The organism is Scytonema hofmannii PCC 7110, assembly GCF_000346485.2.
GTDB classification, from domain to species: domain Bacteria; phylum Cyanobacteriota; class Cyanobacteriia; order Cyanobacteriales; family Nostocaceae; genus Scytonema; species Scytonema hofmannii.
This window is the reverse complement of sequence record NZ_KQ976354.1, coordinates 1,455,735-1,479,593: the sequence shown is the minus strand read 5'-3', so window position 1 is coordinate 1,479,593 and position 23,859 is coordinate 1,455,735. Positions and strand designations below refer to the sequence as shown.

22 protein-coding genes are annotated in these 23,859 nt (G+C 39.7%); 13 read left to right on the top strand and 9 right to left on the bottom strand.

Annotation, left to right across the window (positions count from 1 at the left end):
- Positions 1–247 precede the first annotated feature (247 nt).
- Positions 248–790 carry a tetratricopeptide repeat protein gene (locus WA1_RS06385; RefSeq protein WP_017749605.1) on the top strand — a complete coding sequence of 181 codons (543 nt, stop codon included), beginning with the start codon at positions 248–250 and terminating at the stop codon, positions 788–790.
- Between the two features lie 210 nt (positions 791–1,000).
- Complete coding sequence (locus WA1_RS06380) at positions 1,001–2,524, top strand: CHAT domain-containing protein (RefSeq protein WP_017749606.1); 1,524 nt, start codon at positions 1,001–1,003, stop codon at positions 2,522–2,524.
- Positions 2,525–2,678: 154 nt separating this feature from the next.
- Here WA1_RS06380 and WA1_RS06375 read toward each other — a convergent pair whose 3' ends face one another.
- Together WA1_RS06375 and WA1_RS06370 are read right to left on the bottom strand one after the other, a co-directional pair.
- Entirely contained in the window at positions 2,679–3,002 is a 324-nt protein-coding gene (locus tag WA1_RS06375) for a type II toxin-antitoxin system HicB family antitoxin (protein WP_017749607.1), read from the bottom strand.
- Positions 2,989–3,258 carry a type II toxin-antitoxin system HicA family toxin gene (locus tag WA1_RS06370; protein WP_017749608.1) on the bottom strand — a complete coding sequence of 90 codons (270 nt, stop codon included), beginning with the start codon at positions 3,256–3,258 and terminating at the stop codon, positions 2,989–2,991. Before WA1_RS06370 ends, WA1_RS06375 begins: the two co-directional genes overlap by 14 nt.
- 577 nt (positions 3,259–3,835) lie before the next feature.
- Between WA1_RS06370 and WA1_RS06365 the strand changes: the two genes are divergently transcribed.
- Both WA1_RS06365 and WA1_RS06360 read left to right on the top strand, forming a co-directional pair.
- Positions 3,836–4,051, top strand: a complete 216-nt coding sequence (locus tag WA1_RS06365; protein WP_017749609.1) for a type II toxin-antitoxin system HicB family antitoxin — start codon at positions 3,836–3,838, stop codon at positions 4,049–4,051.
- Complete coding sequence (locus WA1_RS06360) at positions 4,048–4,272, top strand: type II toxin-antitoxin system HicA family toxin (protein WP_017749610.1); 225 nt, start codon at positions 4,048–4,050, stop codon at positions 4,270–4,272. The genes WA1_RS06365 and WA1_RS06360 overlap by 4 nt, the downstream gene beginning before the upstream one ends.
- Positions 4,273–4,334: 62 nt before the next feature.
- Here WA1_RS06360 and WA1_RS06355 read toward each other — a convergent pair whose 3' ends face one another.
- Positions 4,335–4,664 (bottom strand): hypothetical protein, encoded by a 330-nt coding sequence (locus WA1_RS06355; protein WP_017749611.1) that lies wholly within the window; start codon positions 4,662–4,664, stop codon positions 4,335–4,337.
- An 81-nt stretch (positions 4,665–4,745) separates the two neighbouring features.
- Here WA1_RS06355 and WA1_RS06350 point away from each other — a divergent pair, with 81 nt between their 5' ends.
- The 5 genes from WA1_RS06350 to WA1_RS06330 all read left to right on the top strand — a co-directional run bounded on the left by WA1_RS06350 (position 4,746) and on the right by WA1_RS06330 (position 6,971).
- A complete protein-coding gene (locus WA1_RS06350) occupies positions 4,746–5,012 on the top strand; it encodes a DUF2281 domain-containing protein (protein WP_017749612.1) in 267 nt (88 codons plus the stop codon).
- Positions 5,012–5,455, top strand: a complete 444-nt coding sequence (locus WA1_RS06345; RefSeq protein WP_017749613.1) for a type II toxin-antitoxin system VapC family toxin — start codon at positions 5,012–5,014, stop codon at positions 5,453–5,455. The genes WA1_RS06350 and WA1_RS06345 overlap by 1 nt, the downstream gene beginning before the upstream one ends.
- Positions 5,456–5,497: 42 nt before the next feature.
- Positions 5,498–5,806, top strand: coding sequence for a hypothetical protein (locus WA1_RS06340; RefSeq protein WP_017749614.1), 309 nt, complete (start codon positions 5,498–5,500; stop codon positions 5,804–5,806).
- A 446-nt stretch (positions 5,807–6,252) separates the two neighbouring features.
- Complete coding sequence (locus WA1_RS06335) at positions 6,253–6,540, top strand: helix-turn-helix domain-containing protein (protein WP_017749615.1); 288 nt, start codon at positions 6,253–6,255, stop codon at positions 6,538–6,540.
- Between the two features lie 11 nt (positions 6,541–6,551).
- Entirely contained in the window at positions 6,552–6,971 is a 420-nt protein-coding gene (locus tag WA1_RS06330) for a type II toxin-antitoxin system VapC family toxin (protein ID WP_017749616.1), read from the top strand.
- A gap of 63 nt (positions 6,972–7,034) precedes the next feature.
- Here the strand turns inward: WA1_RS06330 and WA1_RS06325 are convergent, their stop codons facing one another.
- From WA1_RS06325 to WA1_RS06315, 3 genes are all read right to left on the bottom strand, one after another.
- Positions 7,035–7,340, bottom strand: a complete 306-nt coding sequence (locus tag WA1_RS06325) for a tetratricopeptide repeat protein (protein ID WP_272819083.1) — start codon at positions 7,338–7,340, stop codon at positions 7,035–7,037.
- Positions 7,341–7,415: 75 nt separating this feature from the next.
- Positions 7,416–7,730 carry a tetratricopeptide repeat protein gene (locus tag WA1_RS06320; protein ID WP_017749618.1) on the bottom strand — a complete coding sequence of 105 codons (315 nt, stop codon included), beginning with the start codon at positions 7,728–7,730 and terminating at the stop codon, positions 7,416–7,418.
- A 101-nt stretch (positions 7,731–7,831) separates the two neighbouring features.
- Complete coding sequence (locus WA1_RS06315; protein WP_017749619.1) at positions 7,832–11,554, bottom strand: CHAT domain-containing protein; 3,723 nt, start codon at positions 11,552–11,554, stop codon at positions 7,832–7,834.
- 231 nt (positions 11,555–11,785) lie between these two features.
- On the opposite strand from WA1_RS06315, the gene WA1_RS06310 reads away from it, so the two are divergent.
- The 3 genes from WA1_RS06310 (at position 11,786) to WA1_RS06300 (ending at position 15,441) form a co-directional block, all read left to right on the top strand.
- Entirely contained in the window at positions 11,786–14,083 is a 2,298-nt protein-coding gene (locus tag WA1_RS06310) for a caspase family protein (protein ID WP_017749620.1), read from the top strand.
- Positions 14,084–14,420: 337 nt separating this feature from the next.
- The gene (locus tag WA1_RS06305) at positions 14,421–14,963 is read left to right on the top strand and encodes a hypothetical protein (RefSeq protein ID WP_272819082.1); all 543 of its coding nucleotides are present in this window, start codon (positions 14,421–14,423) and stop codon (positions 14,961–14,963) included.
- 10 nt (positions 14,964–14,973) lie between these two features.
- A complete protein-coding gene (locus WA1_RS06300) occupies positions 14,974–15,441 on the top strand; it encodes a PIN domain-containing protein (RefSeq protein WP_017749622.1) in 468 nt (155 codons plus the stop codon).
- Positions 15,442–15,529: 88 nt separating this feature from the next.
- Here WA1_RS06300 and WA1_RS06295 read toward each other — a convergent pair whose 3' ends face one another.
- From WA1_RS06295 to WA1_RS56670, 3 genes are all read right to left on the bottom strand, one after another.
- On the bottom strand, positions 15,530–18,163 hold the full coding sequence (locus tag WA1_RS06295) for a CHAT domain-containing protein (RefSeq protein WP_017749623.1): 2,634 nt from the start codon (positions 18,161–18,163) through the stop codon (positions 15,530–15,532).
- Positions 18,164–18,211: 48 nt separating this feature from the next.
- Positions 18,212–21,241, bottom strand: coding sequence for a two-partner secretion domain-containing protein (locus WA1_RS06290; protein ID WP_017749624.1), 3,030 nt, complete (start codon positions 21,239–21,241; stop codon positions 18,212–18,214).
- A gap of 397 nt (positions 21,242–21,638) precedes the next feature.
- The gene (locus tag WA1_RS56670; RefSeq protein ID WP_017749625.1) at positions 21,639–22,568 is read right to left on the bottom strand and encodes a hypothetical protein; all 930 of its coding nucleotides are present in this window, start codon (positions 22,566–22,568) and stop codon (positions 21,639–21,641) included.
- A gap of 558 nt (positions 22,569–23,126) precedes the next feature.
- On the opposite strand from WA1_RS56670, the gene WA1_RS06280 reads away from it, so the two are divergent.
- Positions 23,127–23,834 (top strand): DUF928 domain-containing protein, encoded by a 708-nt coding sequence (locus WA1_RS06280; RefSeq protein WP_017749627.1) that lies wholly within the window; start codon positions 23,127–23,129, stop codon positions 23,832–23,834.
- Positions 23,835–23,859 lie beyond the last annotated feature (25 nt).

Sequence of the window (23,859 nt, the reverse complement as noted above, 5' to 3'; positions counted from 1 at the left end):
GTTATAAAACCGGATTTAGTATAAGCCCGCACAGGCGGGCTATTTTATTTTTGCATACCCTCTAAAAGCTTAGAAATATAAAAAGATAGGAAATGAAGATTGGCTGATTTTCCAAAACTGCATACCCCTCTGCGAGCTGAGAAATATAAATGACCAGAACACCAGAAGGTGGTTATGCATAGGTAACAAAGCTTGTGTGTGAGTACCTCTACTTTAATTTAGAGTTAATACTCAAGGAATTGTTGTCATGACATTCATTGGAGAAATAGAAATGAAGGGATTAAAAGGTTTAGCATCCGTAATTGTTTTATTGGGTTTAACAGTATGTGCTCCTCATGCAAATGCTGAAAATAAATCACAGATAGAAAGATTTCAAGTCGAATCTACAATAAAATCTAATTCTTCTACAAGGGGTAATGATAACACAAAGGGTAACTTAGAACGCGGGTTTAACTTAATCAAATCAGAAGATTATCGGGGAGCGATTCAGGCTTTTAATCAAGTGATTCAGGGTGAATCTAATAACCAATATGCTTATTTTGGTAGAGGTGTTGCCAATTTCCAGTTAGAAAATTACCAGCAGGCAAAAGTCGATTTAGATAAAAGTATCAGTCTAGATTCTTCTATTGCTTATGCTTATTTAGTTCGAGGTATGACTCATCATGTTTTAGGAAGTAAAACTGACGCTATTTCAGACTTACAAACAGCAGCTAATCTCTTCGAGAAAGAAGGAGAAAAAGAAATGGCTCAAAAATCTCTAAATATGATTGAAAAGATACGGAATGCATAACCTTGCATGAATACAGCAGTCACCTGGTGAGGTACAAATTATTGTAAGGGCGAACGGTTCTATGCTCAGGTGTACGCTGTGCGTTGGCGCAGTCAGCTCGCAAGACTTACGCCCCTACATATATACTTCATTTGCCAGAAACCTGCTGTAATCTTTCTTTTCTGGATGCTCTTGGCAGTTGAATTTTTACAATTCAAATAGGAATGCTATATGACGATGCAAAAATCAAAAATCACCCTCTCCAATGCAATTTATCAGTTAATTTCAATCTTTGTAGTAAGTTTTATTTTCTTTTCCTATCATAGACTCATGGCTTGGGGAACGTCATCCACTGACTGGAGAAATAATGATTTGTTATTGACACAAAGTGAAATGAGAAATAAAACCTCCTCAGAAAACCAAGGTCAAAACTATCAAAAACTACTTAAATCTTTGATTACTCAGAATCAGTCAGAAAAAGCTTTAGAAATTTCTGAAGGTAGTCTAAACCGCAATCTCGTGCATTTATTAACACAAAAAAATCCAGTTACACAACCTGTTGATTTACCTACAATCAAACAAATTAAACAAGTTGCAAAAACTCAAAAAGCTACCGTTGTTCATTATTCACTTCTCACTGAAGAAGCTACCGTTGAAGGTAAACGCCAACCTCAGGAATCAGAATTATTGATTTGGGTTATTCAACCCACAGGTGAAATATCGATGCGTCGCGTTGATTTACAAGCTAGGGGAGAAAGACAACATTTTTCATTTCTAAATCTAATCCGAAGAAGCCGACACAGACTAGGTGCAAGAAGTGAGGGTGTGAAAAAAATTAAAGTAGAAGCAAGCCCAGTAAAAAACAGCTTAGAATCGGACTTAAAAGAACTGCATCAAGTCTTGATTCAACCGATCGCTGAGCTTCTACCACAAAAATCAGAAGAACGAGTCATTTTTATCCCTCAAGGTGAGTTATTTACTGTTCCCTTTGCAGCGTTGCAAGATGCTAACGGTAAATATCTGATTGAGAAATATACGATTTCCACTGCTCCTTCTATCCAAGTCTTGGATTTACTTTATCAACGAAAAAATCAAGGTAGGGGCGAACAACCGTTTACCCCTACAAATATAACGGGTGATGAACTATTAATTGTTGGTAATTCTAGCGCTCCCAAAGTACCCCTTAGAACAGGAGAGGAAGCTTGTAAATTATCGCCGTTACCAGGTACGGAAAAGGAAGCAAAAGCCATTGCAGAGATTTTCAAAACTCAACCACTTATAGGTGATGCTGCAACAGAAACAGCAATTGTGAAAAAAATACCCCAAGCAAAAATTATTCACTTAGCAACTAATGTTGTTTCCAGTAACTGTCAAAAACAAGGCTCTCCTGATGTAATTGCTCTGGCTTCATCTACAACAGACGACGGTTGGCTCTCAACTGAAGAAATTCAGAGTTTGAACCTAAAAGCTGATTTAGTTGTACTGAGTTCTTGTGATACAGCTTTGGGAAAAATCACTGGTGATGGTGTCATTGGACTTTCTCGTGCATTTTTCAGTGCAGGAGCAAATAGTGTCATTGGTTCGCTATGGGATGTTTCTGATATATCAACCGTAACACTAATGACTGAATTTCATAGTAATTTAAGTAAAAAACCTGATAAAGCAGGTGCGTTGCGTCAAGCGATGCTGGCGACGATGAAAAAGTATCCAAATCCTAGCGATTGGGCTGCTTTTACTTTGATTGGTTTACTATAAGTGTTCCTTTGTCTACCCACTTTGGCTTTCCTTTTCATCACTAGGCTGTAGATCCTGCGATGCACAGCCTACAACGATTTTGAACTTCGATTAGTCAGAATTGTTTGACCGAGATTTTTGGTATTTGTGCTGTAATTGCTATTAGTTAACTAATTCAACTAACATACAGGTACAAGCTTTTTTCAACCAATGAGTTAAGGCTTTGCCCCTCTTTCTTTGCTTTCATCACAATTTTTTTGTGTAAAAGCGGGTCAATTCTTACCATGAATTTACCTGAGAATGGTTTATCAGGCTCCTCCCCACGTTCTCTACAAAAATCTAAATAATCATCTACTGAATCAGAAAAAGCTTGCTTTAGTTCGTCTACGCTAGTACCTTGAAAAGTAATCACGTCCCGAATATTAATAACTTCACCGTGAAAAATTTCTGCCTCATCATCAAATTCTACAATAGCCTCATATTCTTTATACTTCATCATTTTTAATCCCCGCTTCTGTCAAGAACCGCCGCATTGACTTAACAGCACCTTTGTCAGTTTCTTTTTCAGGATGTGGTCTGTGAAATGTAGCTCTTATATCATTAAGAGCAAATCTGACTCTTGACCCTCTTCCCTCTGATACCTCTGCACCAAGAGTAATTAGGAGAGACTCGATATCACTCCATAAAATATTGGATCTGATGGGGTTTTGAAAAAGGGCATCAAGAGTTTTTTGGTGTTTACTGTTAAGTTCCATTTGTAGGGAGCATCCCAATTTGGCACATTGCCCTCAGAATAGAATTCTGGGGCTATACAAACAAAGCCTGCCTCCGCAGGCTTTGATGCATCAGTCCACGCAGGTGGACTTTGTTTGTATAGCCGCGATTTCAATCGCAAGCGTGTTTTTTCCAAATTGGGATGCTCCCCATTTATATAGTATCACTACATGATACTATAATTGACTAAATCTGTTACACTTTGCACGCATCTTAAAGTTCTCAAGGTATTACCGGGTATGTAAAGGCCTAACCTTTACTTGCCGACTAGCAGTGAGAGAAAATAAGTAATCAAAAAACGCCAAATTTCTGATACTCATCGATCGCAAAACGTTTCTATTGTGGAAATATTTAATTGTTCAGTAGTGGGTGGATTGCATTTGCCTCTAACTCCTTTCGCAAGTTGTTGCTAGCACTCGCTACGGTGTATTTAATGGCAATTCCGAATTGAACGATTAGTTGAAAAAGCGATCGCTCAAATAATGAAAATACTGGTGCTTCCCGAAGTCATGTAAATGCTATGCTGTGAATAAGTGAAACAATTGCGATGTTAATATCATGAAAACCTTCACTGCTATCGTCGAGAAAGATTCTGATACCAAACTTTATGTGGGCTATGTCCCTGGATTTCCAGGCGCGCATTCCCAAGGAGAAACCTTGGACGAGTTACTTGAAAATTTGCGTGAAGTGATTGAGATGCTTCTGGAGGACGAAGAGGTCATATTCGAGACAGAGTTTGTTGGTACGCAACAGATTGTCATCTATTCAGCATGAGCAACATACCTGTTCTGAAACCACAGGAAGTCGTTAAGATATTGGAAAGCCTTGGCTTTGTGGAGGTGCGTCAGAAAGGCTCACATAAGCAGTTTCGTCATGAAGACGGTAGAGGAACAACTGTTCCGTTTCACAAAGGGCGTGATATTTCTCCTAGGTTGCTACGCCAGATTGCAAGTGATATTAATTTGACAATAGAAGAAATGTTAGACTTGCGGTAACTTAGTGCTCGCAGTTCGTCTGCTCATTAAAAAGATTGCTAAAGGGATTGCGATCGCCTACATTAAAATCTTCGCCTCTCTTCAATCATGGAGCGGATTGACGTTTTATCCAACGCAACTTCTCGCTGTAGTTGTCGCAGAGAGGTAATTGCATTACTTATTGATTTTTTAGTTGTGGGCTTTCCCCAAGCGTTATAACGTGCTTGGGGTTCTTTTGATACTGCAACTTCATTTTCAGGTAACGGCTGCACAACCACCACCTCAACAAGAGTATCTTTTAAATCAGTGGGTGTTTGGATTTGCAATATACCATCTGCCCCAATATGCGATCGTAACTTCATCGTTTCCATGTCCGCCTCCAGCACAACCAACTGCGTCCCATGTAAATCCATGCTATATTACCTATTCTTGTCGCACTTGCAAAAAAATCAGGCAAAATCAAAATAACTACCGTAATTTACCAAAAATATCCCATGAACAGCATTAGAGAACGACTTCTCACTGCGATCGACAACACTCCAGAACCCATTTTAGAGGAAGTCCTCAGTTATCTTGAATACCTCAAAACCAAACACAATGGCTCTCCCAACAAACCAGCAAGCACCTCTCAAGAGAGCGAACCAATTCTGCGTGGCTCAAAAGCCAAACATCTTCTAAAATTTGCAGGCACCTGGCAAGGTGATGACTTCGAGGAGTGCCTTCAGCTTGTTTACAACACCCGCTCCCAATCTGAATTCTGATGTATCTCCTTAACACCAACCACTGTAGCCGCATCATCTTTGGTGAACCTAATCTCATCCAACAACTACAAGTTCACAGCGAAACAGGTGTTGCCACAAGTGTTATTGTGCGTGGTGAACTGCTGTACATGGCAGCCAAATCCGAACAAACAGCCGCTAACCTTCAGCAGGTTAAGGCTTTTTTAGACACGATTGACCTTTACCCTATTAATTTACCAATCACTGACATTTACGGCAACCTCAAAGGCAAACTAGTAAACACTTTTGGTCCTAAAGAAAAAGCCGAGCGGCGAAAGTTCAACATTCAAACTCTTGGCTTCGGAGATAATGACCTTTGGATTGCTGCAACTGCAATCCACTACAATCTAACCGTGGTTTCAACCGATCGTGATTTTCAACGTATCCAACAAGTAGAACCGCTTACTCTAGAATCTTGGATTTGATTAGATAATCCAATTACTCCATCACTAGTAGAGGAATTAGCTATGCAATATCAAGTTTTTGTTCAAAGTCATCCAGAGAGTAAATTTATTGCCTCTATTGTCGGCATTCCCAATACTACCGTTGAAGGTAGCACGAAGGAAGAAGTAATAGCGCTTGCCAAAGCTACTTTAGAAACCCAACTGGCAACGGGTGAGTTAGTTACAATCGAGGTAGGTAAAGAGCACTCTCAGCTAGAAACAGATCCTTGGCTCAAACATATGGGTATTTTTGCTTCTGACCCAACGTTTGACGATTTTTTAGCAGAAGTTGCAGCTTATCGTCAGCAAGTTTCGGAGCATTCTTGTTTTTGAGTGACTATCTACATAATGGATACAGACCATCTCAGTCTTTACGAACGCGCTCACCCTAAAGTATGCTCTTGATACCGCTGTTGCTTATCTGGACTCAGGGGAACTGAAGGATTTGTTGCTGGTTGCTGTGCAATTTTTAACTCATAACCTCCGAGTATTCGCGACTGTTGACTCCGATAACAAAACCAAGGAGAAGAATATAGCTACAGCACGAGATATCGACATAGGTAACCTTTGCCCTATCTGTTTAGTTTATTTTGATTCTTCATAAATGATTATACTGACTTTTGATACTGACAATTTAATATACCTCTCAGGGTTTGCCAGGGTATGCAAAAGCCTAACCTTATATTTGCCGACTAGCAGCAGCGCAGTCATCAGAAAACGCCAAATCCCTGATATATGCTACAATTTTGCATTAAGTAGAGCGTTGTGGTCGTCAGCTTATGGAGCAAGTTATATTACCAGAAGTTCTCACCCTTGAAGAAGTTTCAGAATATTTACGTTTGCCGATGGAAACATTACAGCGTCAAGCCTTACAAGGAAAGCTTCCAGGTCGTAAAATTGAAAATGAATGGAGGTTTTTGAAAGTTGCAATTGATGATTGGTTGCGTGCTCAAAGTAGTCGTTCTACCTTACTTCAACAGGCAGGGGCTTTTGCTGATGATACATCCCTTGCTCAATTGAGAACAAGTATTTATCAAGCGAGAGGACGTTCTGAAGTTGATGAGTAATTGGAACATAAATGTATTTGCTTGATACTGATACTATAACCCACCTTTATGCTGGAAATACAAATGTTATTGTCCGGTTAAATGCTGTTGAAAATTCAGAGGTGGGAATTACCATAATTACAAAAGCAGAAATGCTGCGCGGACGCATTGAGTATCTGATTAAAGCAGAAACCAATGAAAGTTTGTTAAGGGCGCAAGAGCTTTTGTTTCGCACAGAAGAATTATTGGCAGAGCTTTTAATTGTTCCCATCAGTCAAAGCGCAGCAGATGAATTTGAGCGTTTACGTGCAGTATCTAAACTACGCAAAATTGGGCGAGCTGATTTGTTAATTGCAAGTATTTCCTTAGCCAATAAAGCTACATTGGTGACACGAAATATTAGACATTTTCAACAAATTCCTGGGTTACGGATTGTAAATTGGGTTGATTGAAATTCAAATCAACTATTCTCCTTGAATTTCCTTACTTAATCCCGTTTTGCAAGCAGACTCAATCTATGATTTCATCGCTAACTCATATTTACCCAATTTACTCTGGAGACTGCCAATCTTTCTGAGAATTTCAGCCTGTCTGAGTAAGTCTTTCCTTTGACGCTGAATTTCTAGGGCTTGATTGTAGTATTTAAAAGCTATTTCCGATTCGCCTATTTGAGAATAAACGAAACCAATAACATCAATAACCCAGGCTTCTTTTGCCAAGTCTTTCAATGTACTACGATAAATTTTTAGTGCTTCATTGAGGCAATCTAGCGCATTTTTCATCTCGCCCAATCCCATATAAGCTCTAGCAGTAGATGTCAAATTTATAGCAAGAAAACGAAATTGTTTTTGTGCGCGAAATATTGACTGTGCTTGATTGAAATATTCGAGCGCTTCTCAGTGTTCGCCTCTCCCACTAAAAACATTACCAATCAAACTAATGACACTTGCCTGAAACAAAGGTTGATCTAGTTCTTGCCAGATTGTTAATGCTCGCTTGTAAGACTTCAGCGCATTTTCTGTTTGTGAGAGTAAATTGTAGACCCCGCCAATCTCCATAAACGTCTCAGCTTCCTCTGCGCGCAGCCCTAATTCTTGGACAATTTTTAAAGCTTGCTGGTATTTTGCGATCGCCTCCTGATATCCTTCCCTAGTTCCTTTCTTCTCTAACGATCGTCCTTCTTTAACCAGCTGTACTCCCTGTTGGTACAACTGTTTTGAACCTGTAAGAATTCAGTCCCTCAAACAGAAGCGTTTACCAATTTCGCCACGGGAGTATGGTTAGGCGGTGTCAGACGTTATGGGTTAAGCTCTTAATCATGCCATTCACCCAAGAAGGTAAACGCAGCCCAATAATTGGGATTGCGCCATTTATCAGAATGCCACATTTTTAACTGTGTTGCTCGTAATGCTGCGGAGGCTGGCTTACCAGACTGCCACATTTGCTGGTAAAATTCCTGCATAAACACAGATGTGCCTTCATCGTCAACTTGCCACAACGACACCACCAGTCTTTCTCCTCCTGCATACATTAGTCCTCTTGTCAAGCCTACCAACCCTTCTCCTTGTATTTCCTTACCCAATCCCGTTTCGCAAGCACTCAGAACAATTAAATCTGCCGGATAATCAAGGTTAAATAAATCTCCCAACCGCAGATATCCCCTAATGTCTTGACCTTGTTTATCTACCAGGGAAAGCACAATACCTGACAATTCGGGATTGGCATCATTGACAAAGCCGTGGGTGGCAAAGTGTAAGATCCGGAATTGATTGAGGGCGTTGCTAGTAGCCCAGTCATAGTTGGCATCAAAATCGAAGACTTGCAGACTTTTAGAATCAGGTACGAGTTTGACAATTGTCTGTGCTTCGGAGCGAGTTCCTAAAAGTCGTCCCCAACCTTGGCGATGAGTAATATCAGCAGAACGGTTGAGTGCAGAACGTTCTAGCTCTAAGCCACGGGATTTTTGATGCACGAGTTGCTTATTTTGGGCGTTGGTCACTCGCGCATCAGTCGCACTGTATACTGGATCGGCAAGAATCGCTAAAGCTTTGGGGGCTGATGAACGTGTAGCCAGTTCTTTTCTTTGAATAGCAATTGTTGAAGCGGAGGGAAGATTCACGATTTCGTGGTTCACAAATAGCGGTTGGTAGTCAAATTTGTTTTGTGGTGAGTCATTATCTTGACAAATACGAATACCACCGCCACTGGAACAGGTTGTATCTTTTTGTTTTTCTTTCTCCCCTTTCTGTTGTATCGTTGACTGGGAGTGTTTTAAGTCAGCCAACGCCGCGAAGGGAATGTACTGTAAAGCTCCATCTGCGACTATGACTAATCGCTTTTTTCCCAATTTATCTTTCACGGGTGTCAGGATAAGCTGACTGAGTTCCTTTGTTGCTACGTCAATTCGCTCTCGTTTGATGTCTGTACAAGGATTTTCTTGATTAGCCACTGAAGGCGGTTTAGAACTGTTCTGACTAATCAAACAAAATAAATTCATGGCGGTTTTCTCTATCTGTTGTTTTTTGGTTAACTCATAGGTATCAACAGAATTAGGAGAAACTACCCACACATAGCTGCGTTCTTCACCTAAGGAATATTGTAACAGTAGCGTGTCTTTATCTAGCTGCTGCTGAATTTGCGGTAAAGTTAGGGGTTGAGGATATTTCAGATTGGCGTATTTGGGGTTACTTTGACGGATTTTCGTTTCTAGTTGCTTTTGCTGGTTGAGGAGTTCGTCAATTTCTGTTTGTAATTTCTCAGAGTTGGCTTTGAGAATTGGGTCTCTAATCCTATCACTATTAACTATTTCAAATCGCAGCCTTTCCTTAGCATTAATTAAATCTTGTAAGCGGCGTTCCTCTGCTAAAAGTTCTGGGTTTGCACCTTTGCGGATATTAGCCTGTGCTTCGGTTAATAGTTCTACAAGTGCTCTGGCGCGTGATTTTTCGCTTGTTTCAAGTGCTTGGGCATTGTATCCTTCTGATGGTTCTTTTTTGTGTAGTTCCATCAACAGGTCAATTTTGAATTTGTAGTAACTTTGGACTGTGGCGAAGTAGGATGTACGTAAATCTAGGCTTTTGACGTTACTGCGTATGTTTTCTACGATTTTAATTGCTTCTTCAATGTTGGAAAGTGCTGCTTCTAGGTTTCCTAATTTGCGTTGATTGATGGCAATACCGTAAAGTGCATTTGCTTCTGCTTTACTCTCTTTTAACTCTCGCCGTATTTTCAATTCTTCCCTACGAATATCTATGGCTTGTTGATACTTTTTCTGTCTCTCATGAGCCATACTCATATAACTTAAAATTTCTGCTTCTCGAATACGTAATCCTACTTTGCGATAATGCACTGAAATTTTTTTTAAGATATCTAATGATTTCTCATACTCACCTTTTGCAAGATATACATTTGCTAGTGTCGTCAGAGATTGTTCTTCGTGAAAAAAGTTTTCTTGAGATAATTTTAATGCGCGATTTGCAAATTCTAATGCCTTGGGATAATTATTTAAGAATTCGTATGTTAGCGCTATACCTTGAAGTATTTGAATTTCAGATTGATAACTATCTTTACTTGATAAAGAGAGCGCTAGGTTATAAGATGCCAGTGCCTCATCGTATTTATCTTGAAATAGGTAAGTGCTAGCTATAAATCCTAGAGTTTGAATTTCTTCAACCTTACTTGGTATGCGCTTGAATATTTCCAATGCTTTATTGTAAGTCTTAATGCTTGATTGATAATCACCTAGATGTCGATAAAGTTGTGCAATATTACTAAGGGTACGAGCTTCCGACTTGGGATTTGGTATAGAACGTTGAAGTTCTAGAGCTTTATAATATTCGTCTAGTGCCTTTTGATAATCACCCTGTGATACATATACATCAGCTTTTTGACCCAGAGTAAATGCTTGATTGTCCTTATCATCAATTTGAAGTTTTAATGCCTTATTTAAAAAATCCAGTGCTTGTTGATAATCACCTGAATAAGTTTTGTGAACATTTGCAATCATCTGAAAAGTCATAGATTCCATTGCAGTGTCTCCCGCTTGCTGAAAGAGTTTTCCAGCTTGCTGATAGTAATCAATAGCTGTCCTGTAATCTGCTTGTCCAGCATAAATGTGACCTATATGTGCAAGAATATCAGCTTTTTCTGATAAATTAGAGCCTACTTGTTCCTGTATTTTTAATACCTCTTTTAAAGAGTCAATTGCTTTTTTTGTATTTCCCAATCTACCTTGAATAACAGCTATCTCACTCATGATTTTTACTTGTGCTTGGAAATCTTTTCTTTCGCGTTGAATTTTTAATGCTTGTTCGTAATAATTAATAGATACTATATATTCACCGGAAAAAGAATAATTTATTGCGATTGTCTCAAGAGTGCTAGCTTCTCCAGCGGAATCCTTGAGTATCTCACGATAAATCTTGAGTGCTTCATTTTGATAATTTAAAGCTGTTTTGGTATCACCTATCCTCATGTGAATCGTAGCGATACTTTTTAATGTGGTAGCTAAATTCCCATATTCTTTGTAAGCTAAAAATATCGATTGGGCTTTTTGTAAATAGGTCAGCCCCTCTTTTGGCTCATTTGAGTTAGTGTACCTATTCCCAATCAAAGCAAGTACAATTGCTTCACGTAAAGGTTGTTTTAATTCCCGTGAAATATCTAATGCTTTTTGTAGATGCTCCATAGCATTTTTGTTGTCAAATATCGAGGAGTAAACACTAGCAATTTTTGCCAATAAGTTAACTTCCTCTGCTCGTAATCCTAATTCTTGGACAATTTTCAACGCTTGCTGGTATTTTGCGATCGCCTGCTGATACCCTTCCCTAGTTCCTTTCTTCTCTAACTCCTGTGCTTCTGTAACCAGCTGTACTCCCTGTTGGTACAACTGTTGTTTTTCTGGACGCAAGGGAACTGAAGGGGTAGGCGCTGAGTGTTGTGCAATTTTCAACCCATCATTCCCCACAGTGGCGGCGGTGGATTCCGATAACAGCATTAGGGAGAGAAATAAAGCGATAGTACGAGAAGTCCACATAGAAAAGATTTGGCGTATTTGTTAACGTTTTTTCAGTCGCCCAGCAGTGATTATACTGGCTTTTTATATTTACAATTTCATATACTTCTCAGGGTTTGACCGGGTATGCAGGTTGTAGGGTACATGGAGTCACGCTGTCCCATCAGCGCAAACCATAAGTTCATAAATTGCATACCCCTTACTACCCGTGGAAATATAAATAACCAGAAAATCCCACATTCTCAAATCGTTATGTCTCAAATCAAACGCCGTCACTTTCTCCAATTTGCAGGTTCCACATTAGCGACAATTGGTTTCAGCCAGTTGGATATCATGCAACAGGGAGATAAATACGCCAAAGTCCTCGCCCAAAATACTTCCCGCAAACTAGCACTGCTGGTAGGAATTAACGAATATCAAAACGGTGCAAACCCTCTGCGCGGTTGCGTCAACGATGTCCAATTACAAAAAGAGTTACTCACACACCGCTTTGGTTTTAACCCCAACGATATCCGTATCCTTACAGACGCGCAAGCCACTCGCCAAAATATTCTCACCACCTTTGAAGAACACCTCATCAACCAAGCAAAACCTGGGGATGTGGTTGTATTTCATTTTTCCGGACATGGCTCACGGGTTGTCGATCCAGATAAAGACACTCCCGATGGACGCAACAGTACACTTGTTCCTGTTGATGCGGGATTACCACAAGAATATCCCTCTAAAGGTGGCGTAGTGCAAGATATCATGGGACACACGCTATTTTTACTTATGTACGCATTAAAAACAGATAACGTCACTGTTGTACTTGATAGCTGTCATTCTGGTGGTGCAAAACGGGGTAATTTTGTAGTGCGTTCAGCTTTGCTGCAAGCCGTACCCGGCTTATCGCGAGACGGTGGCGAAAAGTTGCAAGCTAGCCCCAATGAGTTTGAATATCAGCGTCAATGGTTAAAACGACTTAATCTTTCTCAGCAACAATTTATTAACCTGCGTCGTAAAGGCGTCGCCAAAGGAGTGGTTATCGCCTCCGCCAAACGCGACCAATTTGCAGTTGATACTTCATTTAATGATTTTTCAGCAGGAGCATTTACTTATCTATTTACTCAGTATCTTTGGCAACAACCTGTCAATGAATCTGTCAAAAGAATATTAGTTGATGTCAGTCGCAGCACACAAATATTTTCGCGACAGAAGGGTTTCTTTCAAAATCCAGAGTTAGAATCAAATATTAAACAAAATTATAACCCACCTATTTACTTTGCTCCCTTTTCCACTTCCTATGGTGAAGCAGTCGTGACTCAAGCTCAGGGCGATCGAGTAGAATTGTGGCTTGGTGGAATAGATTCTCAATCGCTGGAAGCTTTTAACAAAGATACTGCTTCTTTCAGCATTGTAGACGCAAACGGTCGAGAAACAGGACTTATCAAGCTAGAGTCTCGTAAGGGATTAATTGGACAAGGCAAACTCATCAATTCTGTAAGGGAAAATGCACAATTAAAACCAGGGACACTTTTGCAAGAACGTATTAAAGGTATTCCTAGCGATTTAACATTAAAAATTGGAATAGACGATTCTTTTGACGCTAACACTACTACCCAGGTACAACAAGCGTTACAAGCAATCAATCGCGTATCTCCCTTACCTTTAAGACAACAAGAAGTGCAATATATCTTTGGTCGCATGACCGAAGCAAAGTATCAGGAATTACAGAAGCTCAAAACTTCAAATCTTCCTGCGCTAGGTAGTTTTGGTTTATTTTTACCAACCCTCGACCAAATAGTTCCTAACTCTTTTGGCAATGCCAATGAAACCATTGTAGCAGCAGCACAACGTTTACAACCAAAATTTAAATCTCTATTGGCAACGCGAATTGTTAAGCAAATGCTTGGCAATACTAATACATCACAAGTAAAAGTGACAGCCTCAATGAAAATAGCTGGTAGCAAGCAAATTCTTAGCGAAGCCCTTACTGTTCGAGCTATTACAAAAAAACAAGGTACGAGTTCAACGACTTCTGCAAAACCAATAAATATTACAGATGGTAGTATTCCTAAATTACCAATAGGTACCCAAGTCGTCTTCCAAGTAGAAAATAAAGAATCTGCTCCTCTTTACATCAGCATTTTAGTTATTGATGCCACAGGTGAAATGGCTGTAATATTTCCCAATGACTGGTCTGCATCTGAAGATGCGGCATTATTGACAGCAAGCGATAAGCGAATAATTCCAGGACAAGATGATGGCTTTACACTGACTATTGGTGAACCTTTGGGAATTACAGAAGCACTCATTATTGCTAGTACAACCCCATTGCGAACTTCACTCAAAGCACTCAAAGAAATTGCCAAAAGAGGAAAAACCACACGAGGACCACTTGCCACAAACAATGATGAATTTTTAGATGTAGCAGATAAATTGCTTGAAGACTTGGATGTTGGTACTCGTGGAGGAATCAACGTTGAAGGTATACAGTTACCAGCAGGAGTACGTGGTGTCGATACGAAGAAGCTTGCAGCGATGGCAATAACCTTTGAAGTTGTTAGTTGAATTTGAAAAGTGCGCTTATCCTACCTTTAACTTCTTTACCAAAAAGCTTACCAAACAGCAGAAGAGTTTTATAATTCAATTCCTTCAAACCAGAAACTTGCAATAGCTGCTGCTACTTGGGCTGTATCAACAACTCGTGAAAGCAGTCATGAAAAAGGTAACGCTCGCCAAAATGGGGTTATTCTAGCGAGCGTGTTACCAGGGGCAAGTATTACAAAACTTCGACTTGTAGTATAAGAGAAGATGGCTAAAACCTTTTTAGGTTGAGTACAGCTAATCACAGGTTTTCCGCGATGGATTTGAGATAGCATAAGAAGAGAAGTTTACGAATTGTGATATGATGCCCAAGACATCAGCGTTTGACGCAATTAGCCAGCAATTAGATGCCCTTTCTTTAGATGAGTTGCAACTTGTTAGGGTAAAAATTGACGTGTTAATTGCAGAAAAATTATCACAAGCCCAGCAAGACAATTGGGAAAGCATCCAAAAAAGTGCTCTCCTTCCGATGGAAGATATAGAGATTCTAAAAGCACTTGCTGACGAAGGGCAAAAAAGTATAGAGATTTTAAAAGAGTTTGCCTTCAAAAGACTACTCGCTTCACAGCAGCCATCTCTTTCCAAAATCCTGACAGCTTTTAGGGAATATACAGTTGCTACTAAACAACGAACGGATTTGGGGGAAGAAAATCAGCTTTTATCGGCGTCTGATATTGAACAGATAGTAGACGAAGAGAAGTCCAAGTCCTCTTTGGAAGAAGATGATTCTTTAGAAAGAATTATAGAACTTGTAAACGAATGGATGTCTGATGAATCTGGATATGACGAGACTGTATATCCTGAGATTGAAGCAGGTCTAAACCAAAATCGGCTGACTCTTTAAGAAAAAACAAATGAAAATAGCCATATTATTAGATACTTACCCATTAAGCAAAGTGGCACACCCACGAATAGAGCCGATAGTACAAGAATGGCTGTTGTCTATGAGAAAAACTGGTATTGTTATACGTATACCAGAAATAGCTGATTATGAGCTTCGACGTGAATTACTTAGAACGAACAAGCAGCGAAGTCTTGAGCGTCTTGATAGTCTTACTAAGACTGGTCTTATTCCACTGAATACTGAAACAATGCAACTCGCTGCTCAATTGTGGGCATTAGTACGTAACGAAGGGAAACCAACAGCGAGTCCTGATAGTTTAGATGGTGATGTAATTCTTGCGTCTCAAGCTACTCTCCAATTAACAAATTTTGACGAAGTTAGAATCTTGACAAAAAATGTAAAACATATATCACGTTTTGAAAAACCAGGGTTGTTTGTAGTAGATTGGGAGCAAACTTTAAACAACATCGTGTCTTAAAAAACGAGTTCTTCCGTACTTAGTGGGCTAAAATATTAAATAATCACCACTAGTCACTGGTCACTGGTCACTGGTCACTGGTCACTGCTTACAACCAATTTCCAATCAAAACATAAGGAGCCCAGTAAATGGGGTGTTCGTATTGAGGGTCTTTTAAAATAGCCAATTGAGATTTACGTAAAACTTCTGCTTTCGTTTGTTGGGTATTAGTTAACTGCTTGTAAAATTTCCCCATGAATTCAGCAGTTGCCTCATCATTAATAGACCATAATGTTGCCACAGTACTGCGAGCACCTGCCCTAACAGCAATTCCTGCTAATCCCAACGCCGCACGTTTATCTCCTGTTGCAGTTTCACAAGCACTGAGAACTAAAAGTTCAATAGCTTGTTGCTGATTTTGTTGATTGTTCTCGAGTAAACTATCGAATTCATCAATCTGAATCCGACTATCCCAAGTTAAGATAAAAGTCTCTGATGCTTTAGAGCTAAAGTTCCCGTGAGTAGCAATGTGAACAACTGGAAAAGAAGCTGATTGAATTTCCTTGTGGAGATTTTTCCTGGTAAATTCTTTATTCAAAAGAACTAAACTAGGGACTTCAGATTTAATTTCCTTCAATTCCATTTCTACATATTTAAGAGAGGAAAAGCCTTGCCTTGCTTCAGTTAGCCCAGCACTTAGGACTTTCAAGTTTTCCTGGCGCAATTGTTTGGGAGGTAATAACTGCAAACTAGGTGTAAGTGCAACGTTATACTTTTCTATTAAAAATTGCTTGCCATCATGTAATGCTGCCATAGGAATATTTCGCAAGACACCATCTAGCACAAAAACTAATGTCTTAACTTCACTTTTGCCTAAGTCAGTTTCGCTCTTGCGGAGCAACCAATCATAAAGTTGTTGTGACAATGCCATATAGTCATCTCTAGAACGAATGACTATAGTTTGACGGAGCTTTTCTACAAGATTTTCTAACTGATTTTGCTCGACTGGAACTGCATAATGACTCAGGGTTTGTTGTGGTAAACTGAGAATAACTTCTAACCGATCTGGCAAAATGATGGGATAAATAACAGCAGCATTAGCATCAAAGCGATCGATAGGATTGGGTTTTGCATCTAAGCATGCTTCTTGAAAAAAGTTATCTAATTCCGCTAATTGTAAAGACTCAATAACTTGACGGGCTTGACGTAGAAATTCTTGGGTTGGCTCTGTTGTACCTGGTTGTAAAAGCAGGCTAACCAATTCTCGATAAACTGGTTCTACTCTTTCCCGAAAAGAAAATTGCACGTCTGGTTCAACAGTAACTAGTTCGTTGCGTAAGACTTGCAGAGTTTTTACCGCTTGAGTATAAGCTGCGATCGCTCCAGATACATCCCCCTGTTTTTTTAAAAGGCGTCCAAGCTGCCATTGCCAAAGATAAGCAATATCTGGTGTATTATAAGATTGAGCAAGCATTAAAGCTTTCTGGGTTAAATCTTGGGCAATAGACCATTGCTGAGTTGTTTCGTACAAGCTACCAAGTCTCCCCAATGCATGAATTTCTGCTTGCTTGTCTCCTATGCTTTTTGCTTGTTCCACAGTCGTTGCAACCAGTTGGGCAATAGTTGCTATAGTTGGTGCATCGTGAACTTTTGCCTGGGACATACGAGTTAAACTCCGAGCAAAGTTAAGTCGCATATAAACAACCCCCCGACTTGCAGGAAGATTGGCAAGTTGAGGTTCAATTTTCCGGCTTAATTCCCGCGCCAAATCCCATCGTTTTATATCAACTAAGGTGTTGAGTTGATTGAGATTGGCTCTAAGTTTGAGGATTTGTGAAGGAGAAATAGCTACAACTTTTTGATAAAAATTTAAAGCCGCTTCCATATCTTGATTTGCACGGGCTATGTTCCCTAGATCAATCAAAGTAGCACTTATATCTAATGGTAATTGTAATTTTTGCGCGATCGCCAGACTTTGTTGCAACAATTGCTGTGCTTGTTCTAATTTGCCTACTAAACGCAGGTTAGTGCCTAAGTTACGCAATCCGGCGGCTTTAATTGGGGAGTCAGGCTGTTTTTCTAGAATTTGGCTGACTTGTGTCAGAGTAGATAAGGCTCGACGATGTAGCCCTAAAGCTCTGAAAGCTTGAGATTGGTTGACAAGACTGCGGATAACTCCTGTTTGATTTTCTGCTTGAGTATAAGTTGCAGTTGCTTTTTGCCAGGTTGCAAGCGCCGCATCAGGTTGTCCAGTCGCTAATTCCAAACTTCCTCGCGTATTCAGTACTTGAGCTAAAACTTTTAATTGTTCTTTAGATTGAGAACTTGGTGCTTTCCCCCAACTTTTTAGCAATTCCAAACTTTGATTAAGTACGGTTTTTGCTTCAGACCATTGCCCCAATTTTTGGTAAGCTAATGAGAGATTGCTTAAAACTCTAGCTTGATTGAGTTGATCTCCTTGTAGTTGATAAGCTTGGAAAACTTTTTGCCAGATTGTGACAACTTCTAAAAATTGCTCGGTTTCATACAACTCCTTACCGCGATTCTCCTGTTGTAATATGTCCTTCACCCCGCTTTCTTCTTGTAGGGAAGGGATAGGATAGGTTAACTGAGAATTGGTATTAGAAGCAACAACTTGCCTCAAATTTGTGCCAGTCATCAATAAAGCGATCGCTAGCCCTAACAACATCCTTTGGATGAATGTGAGTAGACGACGATAAGATGGTATATCTCTAATTTTCATAGTTAGCTTCTCTGCTTGTCGAATCCCAACACCATAACCTTTGCAATTTTACTTTCCTTTACAATCAGTTGAAGATAACCAAGGGCTGTGGGGAGTGACAGCAGAAGCTTGCGCTGTCAGAAAAATTTCACCTTTGGAATTAATCGCGATCGCTTGAGCTTCAGCAATTGACTCTTGCTCCTCTGCTCCTCTGCTCCTCTGCTCCCCTGCTCCCCTGCTCTCTCTTGGAATGGGAGATGTATCCAAATCCTGTAATGAAATATCCGCATTCAATGTACTTTCAGGACTAGGCAAAAGCCCGCCCCGTCCAGTCACCACAAACTTACCAACCGCTTGTCCTGGGTTAGCCCGACAACCTTGAGCAATCAGATTAGAAGCATCAGCCAATTGAACAGGTAAGTCTACCAATCCTTGAGTTGGGTCAACATCAGGAGTTTTAATTTCCACAGCTCCACTAACCCCATACGTAGAACTAGCAGTGATATCGCTCAAAGCTGTCTCTTGGAAGCGGAACTCAGTCCCAAAAACACTCTGAGCTGAAATTTTAATGTTACCTCCCCGTCCTTCCAATGCATCAGCTTTGATATCGCTATTTTCTGAGGAAACTGTCACCAAAAAAGTTGTATTAATATTAATATTGCCGCCATTTCCCTGCCCACTGGTAGTTCCTGCTGTTGCAGAAATTAAGCTACCTTGACGCATTTGGATGATATCCCTCACTTGCAATGAAATTTCACCACCATCATCAGAAGCCGTTTCCGCTAAAATCTTTCCTTGTTGGTCAAGCAAAAGCGAACGAGCAGTGAGGTTAATATCACCAGCCTTTCCAGTTCCAGTTGCTTGTACATACAACCCACTACTCGCCTTACCATCTGGAGAAGTTCCAATGAGATTAACCGTACCAGATGCATTAATTGTGATATTTCCTCCCTCACTTCCACCAAAAGTAGAAGCAGAGATGCTTGCTCCATTTTGAACGGACAGATTGTTGGTATTAATAGTTAAGTTGCCCGCAGGTGCTTCCCCAAATGTTGAAGTAAACAAACCACTCAGAGACTGACCAAGCGTAGAAGTCCCAACGAGTTCAACTGTATCTGTAGCTGTCACGTCGATTTTTCCACCAGGTGCTAGACCATTGGTTGTTGCCTGAATTTGAGCACCATCCCGTAACAGTAATTGCCTGGTGTTAATACCAACACTTCCTCCCACACCGCGATCGTATGTAGAAGCGGAAATTCGTGCTCGTTCTCCTTGGAGAGTCAATTGTTCGGTTGTTAAAGTTACATTACCTCCTTGACTTGTTGCTCCAGTCTCTACCTGAGCGAACAAACCACTGAATTGTGAATCTGTAGCTTCTCCCCGCACTTCTACTGTAGGAGCAACGACAGAAAGACTGCCAGCATTACCAGAGCCAAATGTACCAGCCGACACCTGAGAACCGCTCCGAACACTTAATGTTTTGGTATCGATCGCGATATTTCCACCCTGACCGCTTGCTCCTGGTTCAACTTGGCTAAATATACCACTAGCTTGGCTGGCAATTAGGTTGCCTATCAGTTCTACTTTCCTAGTCTGAATCGCTATATTACCTGCATCTCCGTCATTGAACGTAGAAGCAGATATCCTTGCTCCATCGCGGACACTCAAATTTCCAGTTTCAATTGTGATGTCTCCAGCTTTTCCAGATCCAGTTGTTTCAGTAAACAAGAGACTGGGAAATGGCATATCAAATAGTTTTGACTCTCCTACTATGGCAATAGAGTTCGAGGCTTTCACTGTTAGGTTACCGCCCAATCCACTACTTTTCGTATTGACAGCTACCTGCGCTCCATCCCAAATGCTTAAATTTTTAGTATCAATTATAACATTACCACCAGACCCCATCCCTGTCGTCTGAGTTCCTATGATACTGAGGTTGGTCAATTCTACATCAGCAGACCGAATAGTCATGTTCCCTCCATGACCCGCACCCTCTGTTTCTGTAAAAACAACTGTGTTAACCCCATTGAAGGTCATTTTCTCAGCTTCCAGAGTCACGTCTCCCCCTGAAACTGAACCAGATGCTATCGTCTGTATCTCAGAATCACTTACCAATAATTGATTAGCTCGGATCGCAATTCCACCACCACTTACGGTACCATCGACATCCGTCAAAGCAGTAATACTTGAATGGTTTGTTAAGTTCACTGCCTGCCCTTGAATTTGAACGTTACCGCCACCTGAACCGCTAGCGTCAATTGAAGATTCTTGAAGTTGAAGATTTTGAAATGTCCGAACACCTGTATATCCCAAAGCAAACCCTTGAGATGTTGGATTTAAACTGACAAAACTGTCATCATCCATACTGCCCAGTTCAATTCGTCCGCCAGGAACAGTGATATTTCCATTTGCCCCCATGACTTCACCACCAACAAGTGCCAAGGTTGTATTAGATTGTCCTTGAAGCCCAGCTGGTTCTCCAAAAAAGTTTGTGACTGTTCCATCCCCATTAAATTGGGATTGATTCACAATGGCACCCGTATTTTTACCGAATTGCAAGCCAATAGGAACGCTAATGGTTAACAAAGGGGTGGTAGGATTGGTAACGCTGAATTCATCTCCATTGGAAAGTTTTAAACTATTGGCAGTAGTTGCAATAAAGGAGCCACCAATATTGAGCGCGGCGTTTGGACCAAAGATAATACCATTTGGATTAATCAGAAACAGGTTGGCTTTGCCTTGAGTCTGAATTAAACCATTAATATTAGATATGGCTCCACCAGTCACACGACTAATGATATTTTCAATACTTGAGTCATTGTTGAAAATACTAGCTCCTCCTGTGGGAACAGAAAAGGTAGTGAAGCTGTGAAACAGGTTATTGCCTACCTGTGTTCCTCCTGTAATGACAAAATCTAGACTCGGTGTTGCTCCACTCGTCACAACCGTTGGGTTAGACAGCGTGCTATCCGGAGAAATTTGTGCGATCGCAGGATTGGTCAATGTAAAAAAAACATACGTAAATTGACTGATGAGCTTGATAGGGTTATTGTATAAAATTTTTTTTGATATTTGGACGCCTAGTGGCTTAGCGTTCATATCGATAATTTGATAAGAAGGTAAATGTTAAGAGAAATGGCATAAGTTCTGGTGGGTAAATTTGCTCAGATCCCCGACTTCTTTAAGAAGTCGGGGATCTTGCAACCCCTCAAGAATACACGATCTGATATGGGATAACTGTTCTGTTGTAATTCACAATAGCTTCTAGTGTAAAGTTCTACTAGAAAAACTTTATACCTTGGATTGAACTTGTTCCAACCTCAACCTTACTTACCCTCATCCCCGAATGGCGCGAAGAAAGGGCAGAAGGCAGATGGTAGAGGGCAGAAGGAGAAACAAGGGACATGGGATTAAGTTTATAGTAAGTAGGTAGCAACAGGGTTTTTCTTTTTTTAGAAGCGCAACGCAATTGATGATAATATGGTTAATATTTTTGTTATAAAAGTAAATTTTTTTCAGGATGACGCTCAATAGAGTTTAAAAAAAGTTTAACAAGTTTAGCTATGTGCTGCTTATGTTGATATCCCGAACTGTAAATACGAGTCAATGGTAAAATATCACCCATTCTCAATACGAAAATAACTCGATAAACCCAGCCTTCATCAGTATCCAAAGTTTCTACACTAACATCTACAACTTCATCTAATGAATGTAGAAAAACTGTTTTTCCTAATATTCCAAACCATCTGCTACGACTTAGAATCATTCTGTTAGCTTCTTTATCAAAAGTACAAGTTATAGACAAACCACTGGCTATGCTTGATAAAGCCAAAAAATCCAATAATAGCGATATTGCTACACTAATATAGCCTTGCTGTCTATCATCTTCCTGAAATTCTAAAGATTTTTCTAAAGGATTTACTAGGAAACTTTTAATGGAGGATATTACAGACTGAAATTGCTCTAAATCATATTTGCTATAGTCAAAACTTCTAAAAGGTATGCTTTCTGTATCAGTTAATAACAAAATTTGATATTTGTAATATATCTTCCCATCACTATTAGTATCAGTTTTAGTTTCTAGTTCAACTCCCCGCAATCCCGAAAATACTTTTTTACTTTTTTCATTACCAAACCAGTCTATTTCAATCAATTTACACAAAGTTGTGAGAGATGTTTCTTGTATATAAGAATGGCTACATTTGAGTTGTGTTATAGGCGTAATTACCCAAGGAAACAGTAAGAAAATAAGTCCTAATCCACCAAAAAACATTCCAATCAATTGAGAGATTTTGGGGCTGATTGCAAAAGTTAGTTTACTTTGTGTTTGCTCGAAAGCTTCTGGATTTTGACGTTTGATAAAATATAACACTACACTGCAGTTAACTAAGAACAAAATAGTTTCTAATAAAATAAAACTTTCCATATACATAAATCAATTAACTTTTTTTACAAAAAACTATAAGAACCTGGACTGTCAGTCTTAATTTGTGGCATCCTGCCAGTTCTGCAAATTTGCTCAGTTTGCTGTTGATAGGATATTTTCATAACACCAGGCTCTTGCTCGGCATCTAAAGGTTTTTTCATGAATTGTTTGAGCTTGTTATCCTATTGTAGATATCAAAAAGTGCTTCACGTAAAGTATATATAGCAATCCTAAATCATTCGTGGGATAAAGAAACCCGGTATCTGGTAGATACCTGGTTTCTAAAGCTCAGTATTGTCTCATAGATCAAATATGATTCTTATAATGCCAAATTGTCTTAATTCATTTTGGATTAGTTAAAATTACTGAAAAAAGAAATATTGTCTTCCAAACTTCATATTTTTTTAGTTGAAATTACTCAAATTTTAAGCCATTTTAATAAAATATTTTTAGTATGAAAAGTCTATAAAGTTATTTTTTTTGATATTTATTTCTCATAAAATAAGATATTAATCTTAATAGATGATCTTGCGAACTTAAACTAAATCGTAAAAAAATATGCTTGACAAAGAAATTAAAATTAGGGCGCTGACAACTATCTTTTTGACTTCTCTACTGACTTGCTCCTTTACACTACCACAAATAGTTATGGCAGAGGCTAGAGAGGGATTACCAGGACGGCGAGTCGGAGGAGGAACACGTAGTGGATGCGAACTTAATGCCAAACAACTGATGGCATTAGCGCCCGAAAACAATTTAGGATTGACAAAAGCTGCGTATCCCACATTGTTTTTCTATGTACCCGAAACCTCTACTCCCAAAACAGTAGAGTTTATCCTCCGAGACGATAAGAACCGTTTAGTCTACGAGAAAAGTTTCACAAAAACTGGTTCATCCGGAATTATTAATCTCAGCTTGCCTCAAGCTAAATCTTTACCTCCACTAACCATTGATAAAAACTATCGTTGGTATTTGTCAATGATTTGCGAGCCAAAGAATAGAGCTAAAGATATTGTTGTATCTGGTTGGATTCGACGAGTGCAACCAGACCCCATATTTATGAAGAAGTTAGAACAAACAAAAACAGATGCAGAGCGTGCTGATTTGTATGCCAGTGCGGGACTTTGGCAAGATGCACTTGTCACATTAGCTCAACCTCGTTACACTCAACCTAATAACTCTCAGTTGGCTACAAGTTGGACAAAACTTTTGCAAACTGAAAAATTAGAAGCGATCGCACAAGAACCGCTTTTAAGTAATCGTTAGTGGTTAGTTGATAGTGGTTAGTGGT